Genomic DNA, 18,682 nt, shown 5'->3' with positions numbered 1-18,682 from the left:
AATTCTTATAAACGCTATGTAAGTTTGGATTATAACAATTATATGATATGACAACAAAACTTTTATCCATACTGTTTATCTTTTTTACTTGTTTCGCCTTTGGCCAAGAAGTAACTATTAAGGGAACAGTTACAGATCAAGCTTCTGGGCAACCATTGCCTGGAGTAAACGTATTAGTAAAGAGCACCGCAAAAGGTGCATCAACAGATTTTGATGGTAATTTTGAAATTAAAAATGTTGAAATAAATTCTGTTTTGGTATTTACATACATAGGATATCAAAATCAAGAAGTAGTAGTGAAAAATGGAGATGTCTTAAATGTTGTCCTTATAGAGGATACAGAGTCACTTGATGAAGTTGTGGTAATTGGATATGGTACACAAAAGAAACGTGATGTTACTGGCGCGGTTTCTATTGTAAGTGCAAAGCAACTTAGAGAGTTTCAGCCGATTAAGGTTGAGCAGGCTCTCCAAGGTACGGTTTCAGGAGTTAATGTGACCTCACAATCTGGATCGCCAGGTGCAGGTTTAGATATTAGAATTAGAGGTATAGGTACTAATGGAGCAGCAGGCCCAACAGTAATAATAGATGGTTATGTTGGTGATTTAAGTATATTAAATCCTAATGATATTGAGACCATCACTGTTTTAAAAGATGCGCAGGCTGCAATTTATGGTACTATTGGTGCAAATGGAGTGGTACTAATTACTACAAAAAGTGGAAAGAAAAATCAAAAAACAACGGTCTCTTACAATACGTATACGGGTTTTCAAGAATCTTCAAATCGCTTGAATTTATTGAACGCCTCGGAATATGCTTTAATTTTGAATGAAGGTTATGCTGCAGATGGTCAAGGAGCTCCTTTTCCAGATATTTCAAATTTAGGAGCTGGTACAGATTGGCAAGATGAAATATTTAATACTGGGGTTCCAATTATAAGTCATGATTTCACAGTTTCGGGTGGTTCTGAGAAAATAACCTACGCCTTTAGTGGTTCACATTTATATCAACAAGGTATTATTGCTCCAAAGAAATCAGATTTCCGAAGAAATACAGCGCGATTATCTTTAGGAGCAGATATTAGTGATAAACTGAGATTTAAAGCAAATGCAATTTATACGTATATAGACAATGATGCTATTAATGATAATGGTTTAGGCTCTGTTTTGTTTAACGCTTTAAATGCGCCTGCGACGTTAAGTGCTCTAGATAGCAATGGTCAACCAACATTATTTCCGACTTCACCTGGTTTAGGGATTGAAATTATTAATCCAATTGCTCAGATTCAAAATACGTTTAATGATTATGACTTAAGAAAATTAAACGGTACTATAAGTTTGGAATATGATATTTTGGATAAGGTGATGTTAACATCACGAATTGGTTTTAACTCATCTAATAGTGAAGGTAAAAGCTTTAGTAAAGAAGTTGATTTTGGAGGAAAAGTGTTTGACGTACCGAGAAGTAGTGTAAGTCAAAATTCGATAAATGATAATGATTACTCTCTAGATATTTTCGGAACTTACAATAACAAATTTGGGGATGATCACAATGTGAATCTTACGTTAGGAACAACAATTTTTCAAACGTTTGGTAACGGTCTATTCGCAACAGGATTTGACGTTCCAAACAATTCATGGGAATTTGCAGACATTGCTCTTGCTGAAGGTACCAGCGCACAGGGAGTTAGAGATGTTGGGTCTTATCAGTATGATGTGAGACGTTTATCATTTTTAGCGCGTTTTCAATATGATTATAAGGGTAAGTATTTGTTTTCTGCAATGGCTAGAAGAGATTCGTCTACTAGATTTGGACCAGGAAATCAAGTTGGATTTTTTCCTTCATTTACTGCTGGGTGGATTATGTCTGATGAAGGATTTTTTGATAATGTGAATTCTATAGGTTTTCTAAAGTTTAGAGTGAGTTATGGTATTTTAGGAAGTGATTTAATTGGTGATGAACGTTTTGCTGGTTTGTTGAATGGAGAAGCAGAAACTGTGTTTAATAATACCTTAGTCGTAGGTCAGGCTATAGGCGTTTTGCCTAACCCTGACTTGCAGTGGGAAGAATCAAAGAAATTTGATGTTGGATTGGATATGAAACTTTTTAATAACAGAGTTGATATTACCGCTGATTACTTTATAAATACTAGAGATAACTTGTTAATCCAAGATATTCCTGTATCACTAATTACAGGTGTTATTGCACCAGGAGCTGGTTCGCCTACTGTCAACGCAGGTACCGTAGAGAATAGAGGTTTTGAATTTGCAATTGGTTATAGAGATAATTTTTCTGATGATTTTAGCTTCGGGATTAATTATAACATCACAACTCTTCAAAATGAGGTTTTGGAAGTGAAAAATAGTACGGGTTTCATAGAAGGTGGAAGTTTTGGTGTAGGTCAGTTGCCACCTTCACGAATGGATGTTGGGAATCCTATAGGATATTTTTTCGGTCTACAAACCGATGGAATCTTTCAAAATCAAGCAGAAGTTGATGCACATCCTTCGCAGTTGGATTTAGGAGCTCCTGCTTCGCCTGGAGACATTCGCTATAAAGATTTAAATGGTGATGGAAATATTGATGCTAATGATAGAACAAATATTGGGGATCCTATTCCAGATGTAACTATGGGTTTAAACTTAAATTTTAAATATAAAGGATTTGATTTTGTAGCCTATACGTTTGCCTCTATAGGCAACGACATGGTGCGTAATTACGAGCGTACATTAACAGATGTGAATAGACTTAATTATGTGTTAGACCGTTGGACTGGACCTGGGACTAGTAATACTGTGCCAAGAGTTACAAATGGTGCAACTACTAATACTGTGTTTTCAGATTTCTATGTTGAAGATGCGTCTTTTATTAGAATTCAAAATATTCAACTAGGATATACCTTACCTGTGAATTGGACAGATAAGTTTAGTATCTCTAAAGTGCGTGTGTATGGAAGAGTAGATAACTTGCATACATTTACAAAATATAGAGGTTTTGATCCAAGTGCTTCTAATGGAGCTCCAATTGGAGGAGGAATTGATTCTGGTTTTTATCCAGTGCCAAGAACATATTCAGTAGGCCTAAATCTTAATTTTTAAAAACACCAAAGATGAAAAATAAATTAATAAATTTAATGGTGGTCTTCACCATATTATTCCCGGTCTCGGGATGTACGGATAACTTCATTAATGAAAGGACAGCTCCTTATACGATAGATTCTGAAACCTATTTTAATTCAGAATCAGATTATTACAATGCCTTGGTAGGGGCTTATGATTTATTACAATCAAGTTATGCTAATGTTATTTTAGGGGAAATTGCTTCTAATAATACACTATGTGGTGGAGAAAATGCTACAGATGTTATTGGATGGCAACAAATAGATGATATGATTCATACGCCTGTAAATAGTAATCTACGTGATATTTGGGGTTATATGTATGCGGGAGTTAACAGAACTAATTATATTTTAGAATTTCAAGATAAAACAGACTTTGAAGGCAAAGAGATTATTATAGCAGAAACACGCTTTTTAAGAGCCTATTACTATTTTGAATTGGTAAAGTGGTTTGGTCCAGTGCCATTAAAGGAAACAAGATTTCAAGTAGGTGATGAGACAATAATCCCAAGAAGTCCAGTAGAAGACGTGTATGCTTTAATCGAGGCTGATTTAATATTTGCTTCAAATACCCTGAGTTATACTGCACCCCAAATTGGAAGAGCTACAAAAGGTTCTGCAGAAGCACTATTAGGAAAAGTATATTTATATCAAGAAAAGTTCTCTGAGGCAGCTATTGTTTTAGAAAATCTTATCCAGAATGGTCCTTATGGTTTAGAAGTAGATTATAGTTCTATTTTTGAAACCCAAGGTGAAAACGGTCTAGGGTCTGTATTTGAAGTGCAATATACAGATGGTCAAGGAGCTAGTTTTGACTGTTTGCAGTGCAGTGAGGGTAATGTTGCTGTTGGTTTCAATGGGATTCGTGATTATACAGGGTCGACATTTACTACTGGTTTTAGCTTTAATGTTCCAACACAAGATGTAGTTGATGAATTTGAAGCTGGTGATATTCGTAAGGACGTTGCTATATTAGATATTGAAGCTTGGGCTGCAGATACAGGTGCTATGTTTGGAACTGGATTTGAGCATACTGGATTTTTCAATAGAAAGTATTTACCTAGAATAAGAAGTTCTGACGCTCAAGGGGATTTAAGATTAACAAACCCTAACAACTACAGAGCTATTCGCTTCGCAGATGTTTTATTAATGGCTGCAGAAGCGTTTAATAGAGGTGCTATCAGTGACGATAAAGCAAGACTCTATTTAAATAGAGTGCGTACAAGAGCAACTTTAGATGATGTGTTAACGTCAGGAAATGCCTTAAGAGATGCAATCTATAAAGAAAGACGTGTAGAGTTGGTTGGTGAAGGTCATCATTTCTTTGATTTAGTGAGAACTGGTCGCGGAAATGAAATTGATGGTTTTTCACCAAATAAACATGAAGTATTCCCAATCCCTTTTGAAGAAATTCAATTCTCTAATGGAAATTGGCAACAAAATACAGGATATTAAAAAATAAAAATTGAGAAATATGAAACTAGTAAAATATGTATTTAGTATTTGTCTCATAGCACTGGCGATTTATGGCTGTGCACAAGATGATGATAACACAAATTTTGTGGATGACGTTCCAGCGCCGACTAATGTTGCTGTGAATCTAGTCGTAACTCAAGATAATACAGGTCTCGTAACACTTACGCCTTTGGCGCAAGGGGTAACATCGTTTAACATAGATTTTGGTGACGGTTCTGATGTAGCTAGTACAGTTCAACCAGGAATTGATATAGAGCACGTATACTTAGAAGGAATATACCAAGCTACAATTACAGCAATTGGTATAAATGGTTTGACAACGACTTTAATTCAAGAGGTAGCGGTGTCATTCAATGCACCAGAAAACTTAGTAGTCACTATTGAGAACGACGCAGCAGTCTCAAGACAAGTAAATGTAACTGCATCTGCAGATTTTGCGATGTCTTTTGAAGTGGACTTTGGTATAGTTGGAACGGAGCCAATCATGACAAATATAGGTGAAACGATTTCTTTTAGTTATGATGTTGCGGGAACGTATACCGTCTTAGTTACTGCCTTTAGTGCAGCAATTGAAACAACAACGTTTACAGAAGAGTTTGTAGTTACTGAGATTTTGCAACCATTAACGGCTGCACCAATACCTGCTTTTAGAGCAGATTCAGATGTGATTTCAATGTTTAGTAATTTATACGATCTAGATGTAAATGTGAGTTCTTGGAGATCAGAGTGGAGTACAAGTGTGTTAACAGATCTTCAAATAGAAGGAAACGATACTAAGTTTTATGCTGATGCAGATTTTGTAGGTGTTGAGTTTTATGGAGATGATGCAGTTAATGCGACTCAAATGGATGCATTTCACTTAGATTTTTGGAGTGTAAATGCAACAACGTTCAGAATTAAATTAGTAGATCTGGGTGTCGGTACAGAAGCAGAAATCGTTTTTGAAGATCTTCCGCAGAACGAATGGGTTTCTATTGATATACCAATGAGTGATTTTACAGATGCAGGAATGACTTCTATAAGTTCTATTCAACAATTAATTTTTTCAGGATTACCAACAGGTACATTTGATTTCTTTATTGATAATGTGTATTTCTATAGAGCTCCAGGAGATGTTCCTGAAGGTTTAGAAGGGACTTGGAGAATGGCACCAGTTGCTGGTTCTTTAGGTATAGGACCAGCTGTTGGAGATGTGAGTTTTTTCTCTTGTGATGCAGACTGTGTAGAATTAAGAGCATGTTATTATGATGATACTTATGTTTTTGGTTCTGATGGTTCCTTTTCAAATGATCTTGGTACAGAGAGTTGGATTGAAGGATGGCAAGGCGGAGGAGATTCTTGTGGAGCACCAGTTGCACCGCATGATGGATCAAATCCTGCAACATATATTTATGACGAGACAGCGGGTACAGTAACACTTAATGGAATAGGTGCTTACATTGGTTTAGCCAAGGCAAATAATCAGGGAGAATTACCAGCGGTAGCAGTTCCGAGTTCTATCATATATAATGTATCATTAACGGGGCCAAACGCGATGGATGTTAATATAGACATTGGTGGTGGAGTTTATTGGCAATATAAATTAGTACGAGATGGAGTAACTGCTAATCCTTTGTCAGGAACTTGGCAAATGGCACCAGAAGCAGGAGCTTTAGGTATTGGACCGGCAGTTGGTGATGTGAGTTTCTTTTCTTGTGATGTAGATTGTGTTGTATTAAGAGCTTGCTATTATGATGATAATTATGTGTTTGGTACTGATGGATCATTTACAAACGATTTAGGAGCAGAGAGTTGGATTGAAGGATGGCAAGGTGGTACAGATTCTTGTGGAACACCAGTAGCGCCTCATGATGGTTCTAATCCTGCAACCTATGTTTATAATCAAGCCGCGGGTACTATTACTTTAAATGGAGCAGGTTCGTACATAGGACTTGCAAAAGCAAATAATCAAGGAGAATTACCAGCCGTCGCGCTACCAGCCGCTATAACTTATAATGTAACATTCGTAGACGCAAATACTATGAACGTCAATATAGACATTGGAGGAGGAGTATTTTGGCAATATAAACTTGTAAAAATTTAGAAAAAAATTGATATGAAAAATATAATTAAAATTGCAACCTTAATTCTTACGCTCGCATTTTTTGTGAATTGTCAGGAAGATGAGGCAGAAGTTGGAGCTATTATAGTGCCAACAAATTTGGTGATAACAGCAGAGGTCCTAGGAGTAGATGCTGAAAATCCAAATGGTGACGGTAGCGGGTTTGTTAATTTAACGGCCTCTGCGGATAATGCCTTAAGTTATAATTTCCAATTTGGTGATGGTACTGAAAGTGCTGTGCCATCAGGTGTTAAGACGCATCGCTATAGTGTAGTAGGTTTAAACACATATACTGTAGTTGTTAGTGCAGTAGGTACTGGTGGTGTTTTAACAACGGGAACAATAGATGTGGACGTTTTTAGTTCTTTCTCTGACTTAGAGGCTAAAGTGTTTTTAAGTGGAGGTGAAGGGAATTCTAAAATATGGTATCCTAAACTTGATGAAGCAGGACATTTAGGTGTTGGTCCAACGTTAGCTCAAGATAATGCTGATGATGGTGATCTCAACGGTCACTGGTTTCCTCAATACGACTCTACAGCTGCTTTTGGTAAATGTGGAAGTGATGACTCCGACTGCTTTTGTGATTTTACGCTATCATTTGCTTTGAGTGCTGATGAGACCCTTACATTTAATCAAAATAATAATGGTCAAACATTCTTTAATTGGGCAAGTGGATCAGCCGTCGGACAAACATTTGGAGAATTTGAAGATACTTGTTTTGATTTTGACACGTCAGCGGAGAGTACAATTTCTTTAGCACCAACTGAGACAGATTGGTCTCAAGTTGCAGATCCGAATTTTCCAGCACCAAGAGGTACGGTTATGAATTTCTCTAATGATGGGTTTATGGGATATTACACTGGAGTGACATCTTATGAGATTTTAGAAGTGGATAATAATTATCTGTATGTACGATTTTTTGATAATGCTAATCCTGTTTTGGCTTGGTATCAAAAATTCACAACAACATTACCTACTCAAGAGTTCAACACTGTATACAATGATTTAGTGTGGGAAGATGAATTTGATGCTGACGGAGCACCAGATGCTACCAAATGGACTTACGACCTTGGTAATGGAGTAAGTGGATGGGGAAATCAAGAATTACAATCGTATACGAATAATGCTGAAAATGTAATTATAGAAAATGGTTTCTTAAAAATCACAGCGAAGGCTGACGGAAGTGGTTATACCTCTGCTCGCCTGAAATCTGAAGATTTATATGAGTTTACCTATGGAAGAGTAGAAGTAAGAGCTAAACTTCCTGCTTCTCAAGGGACTTGGCCTGCAATTTGGACCTTAGGAGAAGACTATCAAACAAACATATGGCCTGCTTGTGGTGAACTAGATATTATGGAGCAAAAAGGACAGGATAAAAATACAGTTTTAGCAACAGCTCACCATCCTGCAGTCTCTCCAGGTGCTGGAGATTCTGGTAGTACTGTGTTAACAACTTCAACAACAGAATTTCATAATTATACTATGGAATGGACACCAGATACCATCACATTTTTGGTAGATGATAACGTCTATCATACCGTTGCTAACTCGCCAGATTTACCATTTGACAGTGACTTTTTCTTAATTCTGAATATCGCTATGGGTGGAACACTAGGAGGAACAATAGATCCGGGTTTCACGCAAGACTCAATGGAAATTGATTATGTAAGAGTGTATCAATAAAAGATAAGAAATTTAAATTAAATTATTCTATTAAGCAGTTTTAGTCTAGAAAAGGGTCGAATTATTTTTCGACCTTTTTTACAAGGGATCTTATCTTTAATTTAGAAGATTCGAACATTTTGAACTAATTTTTTAGACCCAAATGACAGTTGTCGTGATATCATAAACTGCGAAACTTTAAAGGATGCAAAGCGCTTAATCATTAATATCAAATAGCACATTAGAATAGAATGCAAATGACCTTAAACGATACTTTAACACTAGAAGGAATTAACCATAATATGAGTAAATCTCAAATATACATAGGAAATAAACTAGCTTCTTTTAATGAGAATGAAGTAAAAGGAGAATTAATAACTTTTGATAATGAAGTCTATTATAAAATTTCCAATAGTAATAAAATGAGACCGTTTTTTATGAGTCTTGTTAGTAATTCTAATCACTGGATGTTTATATCTAGTAATGGTGCATTAACAGCAGGTAGAAAGGATGCAAATAATGCATTGTTTCCTTATTATACTGATGATAAGATTACAGAGTCTGCAGATATTACTGGAAGTAAAACTATTATTCAAGTCCATTTAGATGATAAAACATTTTTATGGGAGCCTTTTTCAGATAAATATCAAGGTGTATATGCTATCAAGAGAAATTTGTATAAAAATAATTATGGAAACAAAATTATTTTTGAAGAAATTAATGAGGATTTAGAAATCTCTTTTAGATATCAATGGAATTCTAGTAATCAATTCGGTTTTGTCAAAAAATCTGAGATTACGAATAATTCAGATAAAAAAGTAGATGTCACAATCCTTGACGGAATTCAAAATATTATGCCTTACGGCTTGGCATCGGATTTTCAAAACTCTGCAAGTAATCTTGTAGATGCATACAAAAAGTGTGAATTAGAGCCAGATACAGGTATTGGTATTTTTGCCTTAAGCGCAGTTATTGTCGATAAAGCAGAACCTAGTGAAGCTTTAAAATCCAATATGGTGTGGTCTTCTGGATTAGAGGACCCAATACATCTTATTTCTTCTTTACAGTTAAAAAACTTTCGAAGAGGTAAAGATATTTTTCAAGAAAAAGATATCAAGGCAGAAAAAGGAGCTTACTTTATTTCTAAAGATTTAGTATTAGAACCTAACAGCAGTAAGAGTTGGTTGTTTATTGCTAACGTGAATCAAACGGTAAGTGATATTAACGATATTTCGGAAATAATAAAAAGAGATGTCAACCTTGAAGAATTAGTACAAAATGATATTAAAGCGGGTACAAAACACCTTTTAGAACTTGTTGGAGCTTCAGACGGGATTCAACTTGGTGATAATAAATTAAGAAATACAAGGCATTTTGCAAATACACTTTTCAATATAATGAGAGGTGGTATTTTTGACGATAATTATAACATAGAGAAAGTAGATTTTGTAAAATATATAGTAAACGCTAATAAAAAAGTTGCGAAAAAGAAAGAAAGGATTCTAAATAGTTTACCAGAGGTTTTTGATGTTTATTTTATAAAAAATATAGCAGATCAGGATGATGATAAAAACTTCAAAAGACTCTGTTATGAATATTTACCTTTAAAATTTAGCAGAAGACATGGTGATCCAAGCAGACCTTGGAACAAGTTTTCTATAAACACACGTAGTGAAGTTGATGGGTCTAAAATTTTAGATTATGAAGGTAATTGGAGAGATATTTTTCAAAATTGGGAAGCTCTAGCACATTCATATCCCGCGTTTATAGAGGGAATGATTCATAAATTCTTTAATGCAACAACGTTTGAAGGATATAATCCGTATCGCGTCACAAAAGGAGGGTTTGATTGGGAAGTCATTGAAGAAGATGATCCTTGGTCATACATCGGATATTGGGGAGATCATCAAATTATTTATCTTCTTAAATTTTTAGAGTTTATTGAAAATCATTATCCAGATAAATTGGCAAGTTGCTTTACACAAGACTTATTTGTGTATGCCAATGTGCCTTATAAAATTAAGAGTTATCAGGAGACTTTAGAAAACCCTAAAGACACTATAGATTTTGATTATGATTTAAACGAAAAGATTAATCAAGAGAAAGAACGAATAGGTGTTGATGGTGCCTTATTACGAGATAAAAATTTCTTCATATATAAGGTTAATTTAGTTGAAAAATTATTAGCAACCGTCTTATCTAAAGTGTCAAACTTTATTCCAGAAGGAGGTATTTGGTTAAATACGCAAAGACCAGAATGGAATGATGCTAATAACGCTTTAGTTGGCAATGGTGTTTCAATGGTGACACTGTATTATTTGCGTCGTTTTATCAATTTCTTTGAAGATATTGTAGAAAACTCTTCTGATCAACAATATAATGTTTCAATAGAGTTAACCATATTTTTCAATAGCGTTTTAGCCACGTTAAATGATAATACAGCGGTATTGTCTGGCAAAGTTTCAGATACAGATAGAAAAACTATTCTTGATGGTCTGGGGACTGCAGGTAGTAATTATAGAATGAAAATTTACCAATCTGGTTTTACGAGTGATAAGGAAATTGTTACTAAAGATAGTCTCGTTACCTTTTTCAATGTGTTAAAACAATACTTAGATCATACAATTTCAGCAAATAAAAGAGAAGATAATTTATATCATGCTTATAATTTAATGACGGTTAAAAGTGATACGGAAGTTTCAATATCATATTTATCTGAAATGTTAGAAGGACAAGTTGCCGTATTAAGTTCAGGATATTTACAACCAAAAGAAGCTCTAGATGTTTTAAACGCTCTAAAAGCAAGTGCCCTTTTTAGACATGACCAATACAGTTATATCTTATATCCTAATAAGGAATTATCTCGTTTTGTAGACAAAAATAACATTCCCTCTATATCTGTAGAAAAATCAAAATTATTACAACAACTTTTGGCGGATGGCAATACTCAAATTATAGAAAAGGACAATATTGGTCAATATCATTTCAATGGTAATTTTAATAATGCTGAAAGTTTAAAAAAAGCACTAATGCAGTTACCTGAAGAGAAATATCTTTCTTTAGTACAGCAGGATAGAACCCTATTATTAAATATTTTTGAAGAGATGTTTGATCACAAATCGTTTACTGGTAGATCAGGAACGTTTTTTGGTTATGAAGGTTTAGGTTCTATTTATTGGCACATGGTTTCTAAATTACTTTTAGCAGTTCAAGAAAACTGTTTATTAGCAGTAAATCAAAATGAAGACGAGGTCACAATTGGTAAGCTTTTAGAACATTATTACGAAATTAATGAAGGGATAGGAGTACATAAATCACCAGAGCTATATGGTGCTTTTCCAACAGATCCATATTCACATACACCAGCTGGGAAAGGAGCTCAACAACCAGGAATGACAGGACAGGTAAAAGAAGATGTACTTTGTAGATTTGGTGAATTGGGAGTTTTTGTAAAAAACGGCGTTTTATTATTTAATCCAAGACTGTTAAGAAGAAAAGAATTTTTAACAGAACAAAAGAACTTCTCTTATACTGATGTAAATAAAGAGGTAAAGACATTGCTACTAGAAAAAGGATCACTGTGTTTTACATACTGTCAAGTTCCTATTATTTATAAAATTTCAGATAAAAATAAAATTAGTGTTGTTTTTAATAATGACCCCTTAGTTGAATTTAATTCATTAAAAACAGATCGAGAAATAACTAAAAAATTATTTGATAGAACTGGAGAAGTCAACCATATAATCGTTGAACTAAATAAATAATCATTAGGAACATGAAAAGAAGTATAAAGTTATCGTCCTATGTATTTGCGATGATACTTGCTTTTTCATGTAATAGTGTTGAAAAAAAAGCAAAGAACTTAACAACAGTTAAAGAACAATCAAATTTGAACGCAAAAGATATTTTAGGAAATCCTAATTACCCAGCAATTTCTTATGGAGGTTACAGAGCAAAGAGTAGAACTGTTCAACCCACACTTCCAGAGTTGAAAAGAGATATGAAATTGTTGTATGCAATGGGAATTAGAATTATTAGAACCTATAACGTACAAGCTGATTTGCCGCATGCATCTAATGTTTTAGAGGCGATTAGTCAGTTAAAAAAGGAAGATCCAGAATTCGAAATGTACGTGATGTTGGGTGCTTGGATAGATTGCCTAAATGCATGGACAGAAGAAATTCCAAATCATGAGGTAGAAAGTGCGCAAAACGAAGGTGAAATTGCCAGAGCAGTTGCCTTAGCTATTAAATACCCGGATATTGTAAAAATTATTGCAGTAGGTAACGAAGCGATGATAAGGTGGGCAACTAGCTATTTTGTAAGACCTAATGTAATTTTAAAATGGGTAAATCATTTGCAGGATCTCAAAAAATCTGGAGAATTATGCAAAGATTTGTGGATCACATGTTCAGATGATTTTGCGTCTTGGGGTGGAGGCGACACAAGTTATAGAGTTAAAGATTTAGAAGAAATTATAAAATCTGTAGACTATGTGTCTATGCATACTTATGCATACCATAACTCTCATTATAATCCTGAATTCTGGAAGGTACCAGAGAATGAACAAAATTTAACTGATTTAGAAAAAATAGAGGCCTCTATGTTACGATCATTAGAGTTCGCTAAGACACAGTATAAAGATGTTTCAGAATATGTAAAAAGTGTAGACTCTACTAAAGCAATTCACATTGGTGAAACAGGCTGGGCAACGACTTCAAACGGTCATTATGGAGTTAATGGATCTAGAGCAACAGACGAATACAAACAAGGGCTATACTATCAACATTTGAGAGCATGGACTAATAAAGAAGGTATTTCCTGTTTTTATTTTGAAGCGTTTGATGAGCAATGGAAAGATGTCCATAACGCTCAGGGTTCAGAAAATCATTTTGGATTAATCAATTTAAAAGGAGAAGCAAAATATGGTATTTGGAATCTAGTAGATCAAGGCGTCTTTAATGGATTAACCAGACTAGGGAAACCAATATCCAAAACATACAATGGTAGTAAAAAAGCCTTACTAAAAGATGTCTTAGTGCCAAGTATAGAGTATCAAAGATAAAATGAAACTATTTTAGTTTCAGAAAAAATGTTTAACTAATTTATTGATAAGATGTTTAAGATCATACTATTTGTGTTGTCGTTTACCACGTTATTAAGTTGTGATACAAATTCTAATCGCAGTGAAGTTACCATTTCTAATCGCACAATTCTAGTAGATAATGAACCATATATAATTAAAGGAATTTGTTATCATCCCGTTCCAAAAGGCAGTCCTAATAAAAGAAGTTGGATCACTTTAACTCAAGATTTAGAATTAATGACAGAGGCTGGCATTAATACTATTAGAGCATATGCACCAATTGATGACCTACAGGTTTTAGATGAAATTAGCGATGCAGGACTAAAAGTGATTATTGGTTTTGGATATAATCAAGATGGAGTTTATGATATCCAATCAGGAACTTTTATCAACTACGTGAATAAGTATAAAAACCATAGTGCCATCCTCATGTGGGAATTGGGTAATGAATATAACTACCATCCTGAGTGGTTTGCGGATGATATTAAAAATTGGTATAAAGCATTGAATGACGCAGCAGGAATAATTCATACTAATGATCCTCATCATCCAACTACAACAGCACATGGAGATTTGCCAGATGCCATAGCGCTTTCAATGAGTCCAAATATTGATGTTTGGGGAATGAACGTCTATAGATGGGATAAACCAGAATCTATTTTCAAGGAATGGAAGGCCATAAGCTCTAAACCCATGTATTTATCAGAAACAGGCGGAGATAGCTATATGAAAATTGCAAAAGCAGGTTATGAACAAGGGGAAAACCAAAAAGCTCAAGCTGATGCCACTAGGAACATTTTAAAAGAGGTTTTTGATAATCAGAATATTTGTGCAGGTGTTACCGTTTTTTCATTTACAGACGGCTGGTGGAAAGCAGGAAATAACGATGTTCAAGATATAGGCGGTCATGCACCAAATAGTAGTGGTGTTCCTTATGACGGTGCGCCTAACGAAGAATACTGGGGAATTGTTGATATCGAGAGAAAGAAGAAACAAGCCTTTACCGTTCTTAAAGAAAAATATTTAAGTCTAAGTAAAATAAACAAATAAAAAAATAGAACGCATATGAAAATATTCAAATACAGCTTATGCCTTCTTTTAGTGTTTACAATAATGAGTTGTACTAAAAAACAAGACACTTTAGTAGTCGAAGTTTACGAAACTTCTGCTAGCGGAAATCAATTGACAAAAATCACAGAATTCCCTAAAGGAGAAACTGTAGATACAATTCATTTACTACCTGAAAAAACATTTCAAAAAATCACAGGTATTGGAGGTTCTTTTACAGAATCTTCAGCGTCTTTATTACAGCGCTTAAGTAAAGAAAATAGAGATAAAATTATTGAAGCTTATTTTGGGGAAACTGGTGCTCGTTATTCATTAACAAGAACTCACATTGCCTCTTGTGATTTCTCTTTAACCAATTACACATATGCTACTGATGAGGGTGATGTAGAATTGACAAATTTTTCAATAGACGAAGATCGCGATGATTTAATTCCTATGATTAAGGATGCTCTTGCGGTTTCTAAAGATGGTTTCAACATTGTAGCCTCACCATGGACAGCTCCGCCTTGGATGAAAGATAATAAGGCGTATGTCGGCGGAAAATTGCTACCAGAATATTATGAGTCATTTGCATTATATTTCTCTAAATACATAGATGCTTATAAAACGGAAGGGATTGATATTTGGGGTTTAACTCCGGTTAATGAACCACATGGAAACGGTAATAATTGGGAAAGCATGCACTTTTCACCAGAAGAAGAAACAGATTTCGTGCAAAATTATTTAGGGCCAAAATTAGAAGCTGATGGTAAAGGAGCTATAAATATTCTTGGATATGACCAAAATAGAGCAGGTATAAAAGAGTGGGTTGATGTCATGTATAAAGATGAAGCATCCTCCAAGTATTATGCAGGTACAGCGATTCATTGGTATGAGAGCACCTATGATTACTTTCCGGAAGACTTGCAGTATGCACATAACAAATCACCTGATAAATATTTAATTGAAACTGAAGGTTGTGTAGATTCTGAAATCCCTAAGTGGAGAGATGATGAGTGGTACTGGTCTAAAGAAGCTACAGATTGGGGTTGGGATTGGGCTTCAGATAAAGATAAGCACCTACATCCTAAATATGCACCAGTCAATAGATATGCTAGAGATATTATTGGTTGTTTAAATAATTGGGTAGATGGTTGGATTGATTGGAACATGGTTCTAGATAAACAAGGTGGACCAAATTGGTTTGAAAACTGGTGTGTCGCTCCAGTTATTGTAGATCCAGATAATGACGAGGTTTATTTTACACCAATATTTTACACAATGGTACATTTTAGCAGGTATATACGACCAAATGCAATGATAATAGGTGTTCATAAAACAGATGACTCATTGATGGTTACAGCAGCGAAAAACCCAGACGGTTCAATTGCTGTAGTATTGTTGAATGAAGGCAATACCGCTAAAAACTTTTCCTTAACTCTGGATAAGAAAACTATAAATATTAGAGTAAACGAACAAGCTATACAAACTATAATCATACCAACTAAAACAAAATAACTATGTCAATTATCAAAACGGTAAGTAGAGATAAGGTTCCTTTAGGTCAAAAAGCAGCTTTTGGCTCAGGACACTTAGTACTTAATTTATTGCCAGGAGCTTTAGCTGTTTTTATGTTTTTTTTAGTGACTGCATTTGGAATGGATCCGTGGTTAGCTGGTTTGTTAGGAGGTTTGCCTAGGATATTTGATGCTTTAACAGACCCTATAATGGGTTTTATTTCTGATAATACGAAATCAAAATGGGGAAGACGCCGACCATATATTTTTATAGGAGCTATTTTAAGTGGTATCTTATTTGCGCTTTTATTTCAATTAAGTGAAAATAATTCGGTGATGTTCAATTTTTGGTATTTCCTATTGATGTCCTTGTTATTCCTCGTAGGAAACACCATGTATGCTGCACCATTGGTAGGTTTAGGATATGAAATGACATCAGATTATAACGAGCGTACACGCTTAATGGCATTTGCTAATATTATTGGACAAATTGCGTGGATGTTAGTCCCTTGGTTTTGGGTCGTTATTGCAGATCCCACAGTATTCTCCCTAAGTGAAGAAACCTTAAGAACCATTGGAGAAATGGGGCTTACAGGAGATGAATTGCAAAAAATAACAGATGAAAAGGTGCAAGCAACAGGAGTTCGCCAATTATCTGTAATGGTCGGTTTAGTATGCGCTGTACTTGGAGTTTTACCCGCCTTGTTCTGTAAGGGAATGGATGCCGGTAAAATGGAAAATAGAAAACAAATAAGTGTTAACACGTTGTCATCGAGTTTTAAAGAATTATTTGAAGGTATTAAGGAAGTTTCTAAAAATAAACCTTTCATGAAGTTATGTGGAGCTACATTTCTTGTATTTAATGGATTCCAAATGGTGGCTTCTTTCAGTTTTTTCATAATCGTGTTTTATATTTATAATGGTGATTATGGACAATCCGGTACTTGGCCAGCTTGGTTTGCCTCACTCACCGCTGTGATCACTGCGTTTATGGTTATTCCAATCATTTCGCGAATTGCTAACAAATGGGGAAAGCGAAAAGCATTTATTATTTCAACAGTCATTTCTATTTTCGGGTATATTCTTAAATGGTGGGGTTTTGATAATTCGTTAAATGCGCAATTTAATGAGACAAGTTTTGGTCAAGGATTAAATAGTGCGGTAGCCTCAATATTTGAGACTATTAATCCCTTTTTAGACAGCGTTGGTATGTCGTGGTTTAGTATAGATACTAGTCAAGGAGGACCTTGGTTAATGTTTGTTCCTATACCGCTTATGGCTTTTGGTCTAGGAGGATTATTCACTTTAATGATGTCAATGACAGCAGATGTATGTGATCTAGATGAATTAGATAATGGTATGCCTCGTAAAGAGGGCACCTTTGGTGCAATATATTGGTGGATGGTAAAATTAGGACAGGCTATTGCTTTAGTCCTGGGAGGAGCAATATTAACTTTAGTTGGTTTCGACGAAGGAGCAGTCTCACAAACGGCTGAAACGATGTCAAAATTAAGGATAGCAGATATTGTGATTCCAGCATTTACCGCAGCTATTGCTATTTGGGTCATGTGGAAATATGATTTAGATGAGAAAAAAGCTAAAGAAATTAAAGAAGAGTTAGTTAAACGTCGAGGCGAATTATAATAATAAAAAAAAATATTATGTCAGTTAGAGCAGGAAAAGTAATGGCATTAGCAGGTGTGAAACTTGCTAATAAATCAGATAAAGAATTACAAGAATTATTTAAGCAAACTTTAAATACAGGTATGCATGGTTTATGCTTTAGCCCTTATGAAGAAGGACAATCTGCAGGAGATGAAATTTCCGAAGAACAAATTCGTAGACGAATGGAAATTATCAAACCCTATACAAAGTGGATACGAACGTTTTCGTGTACAGACGGCAATGAGATGATTCCGAGAATTGCTCACGAATATGGTATTAAAACGTTAGTTGGAGCCTGGTTAGGTGATGATGCTAAAATCAATAAGCGCGAAATAGCTGGTCTTATTAAATTAGCTAACGAAGGTTTTGTAAATATTGCTGCAGTTGGTAATGAAGTAATGTATCGTAAAGATTTAACCGAAGATGAACTCTTAGAGTTTATGAGTCAGGTGAAAAAAGCAATACCTGCAGGTATCCCAATGGGATATGTAGATGCCTATTATGAATTTACTGAAAGACCAAAAATCACAGAAGCTTGTGATATTATACTTGCCAATTGTTATCCGTTTTGGGAAGGTTGCCCTCTAGAGTACTCATTGTTATATATGAAAGAAATGTTTGCTCAGGCAACTGCAGCAGCCAATGGTAAGAAAGTCATTGTTACTGAAACAGGATGGCCAAACTTAGGGACCAACTTTGAAGGATCATTTCCTACCTATGATAATGCCATGAAGTATTTTATTAATTCTCAAAAATGGTCAAAAGAGGACGATATTGAGATGTTTTATTTCTCTTCTTTTGATGAATCATGGAAAGTAGGTGATGAAGGTGATGTTGGAGCATATTGGGGACTCTGGGACAAAGAAGAAAAACTGAAATTTTAGATACTAAACTTTAATTAACACCATAATTTTTTATTGTTGTCACTTATTATGCTAAAATAGTTGGAGTTATTGTGTTTTTGTTAAGTAGAAATAAGTTGCATAGGTTCCGCTTTTACAACATAACCA

Annotated in this window: 10 protein-coding genes; all 10 read left to right on the top strand. The window is 34.8% G+C overall.

Annotated features, from left to right (window positions below; translation table 11 throughout):
* The first annotated feature begins 47 nt into the window (after positions 1-47).
* The 10 genes from H593_RS0117270 to H593_RS0117225 all read left to right on the top strand — a co-directional run bounded on the left by H593_RS0117270 (position 48) and on the right by H593_RS0117225 (position 18,556).
* The gene (locus tag H593_RS0117270; RefSeq protein WP_028873569.1) at positions 48-3,098 is read left to right on the top strand and encodes a SusC/RagA family TonB-linked outer membrane protein; all 3,051 of its coding nucleotides are present in this window, start codon (positions 48-50) and stop codon (positions 3,096-3,098) included.
* Between the two features lie 11 nt (positions 3,099-3,109).
* Complete coding sequence (locus H593_RS0117265; RefSeq protein ID WP_028873568.1) at positions 3,110-4,573, top strand: RagB/SusD family nutrient uptake outer membrane protein; 1,464 nt, start codon at positions 3,110-3,112, stop codon at positions 4,571-4,573.
* Between the two features lie 19 nt (positions 4,574-4,592).
* Positions 4,593-6,677 carry a PKD domain-containing protein gene (locus tag H593_RS20285; RefSeq protein WP_028873567.1) on the top strand — a complete coding sequence of 695 codons (2,085 nt, stop codon included), beginning with the start codon at positions 4,593-4,595 and terminating at the stop codon, positions 6,675-6,677.
* A gap of 12 nt (positions 6,678-6,689) precedes the next feature.
* A complete protein-coding gene (locus H593_RS0117255; RefSeq protein WP_028873566.1) occupies positions 6,690-8,378 on the top strand; it encodes a glycoside hydrolase family 16 protein in 1,689 nt (562 codons plus the stop codon).
* A 281-nt stretch (positions 8,379-8,659) separates the two neighbouring features.
* A complete protein-coding gene (locus tag H593_RS0117250) occupies positions 8,660-12,121 on the top strand; it encodes a hypothetical protein (protein WP_028873565.1) in 3,462 nt (1,153 codons plus the stop codon).
* Between the two features lie 11 nt (positions 12,122-12,132).
* Positions 12,133-13,422: a glycosyl hydrolase family 17 protein gene (locus H593_RS0117245; protein ID WP_028873564.1), complete on the top strand. Its 1,290-nt coding sequence runs from the start codon at positions 12,133-12,135 to the stop codon at positions 13,420-13,422.
* 51 nt (positions 13,423-13,473) lie between these two features.
* The gene (locus H593_RS0117240; RefSeq protein ID WP_028873563.1) at positions 13,474-14,493 is read left to right on the top strand and encodes a glycoside hydrolase family 2 TIM barrel-domain containing protein; all 1,020 of its coding nucleotides are present in this window, start codon (positions 13,474-13,476) and stop codon (positions 14,491-14,493) included.
* A gap of 15 nt (positions 14,494-14,508) precedes the next feature.
* A complete protein-coding gene (locus H593_RS0117235; protein WP_028873562.1) occupies positions 14,509-16,008 on the top strand; it encodes a glycoside hydrolase family 30 protein in 1,500 nt (499 codons plus the stop codon).
* A gap of 2 nt (positions 16,009-16,010) precedes the next feature.
* Positions 16,011-17,651, top strand: a complete 1,641-nt coding sequence (locus tag H593_RS0117230; RefSeq protein ID WP_028873561.1) for an MFS transporter — start codon at positions 16,011-16,013, stop codon at positions 17,649-17,651.
* A 17-nt stretch (positions 17,652-17,668) separates the two neighbouring features.
* The gene (locus H593_RS0117225) at positions 17,669-18,556 is read left to right on the top strand and encodes a glycoside hydrolase family 17 protein (protein ID WP_028873560.1); all 888 of its coding nucleotides are present in this window, start codon (positions 17,669-17,671) and stop codon (positions 18,554-18,556) included.
* The last annotated feature ends 126 nt before the right edge of the window (positions 18,557-18,682 follow it).

The sequence above is a fragment of the Psychroserpens burtonensis DSM 12212 genome (genome assembly GCF_000425305.1).
Classification (GTDB): Bacteria; Bacteroidota; Bacteroidia; order Flavobacteriales; family Flavobacteriaceae; genus Psychroserpens; species Psychroserpens burtonensis.
The sequence above is the reverse complement of the archived record's forward strand: the minus strand, read 5'-3'. Positions and strand labels throughout refer to the sequence as shown.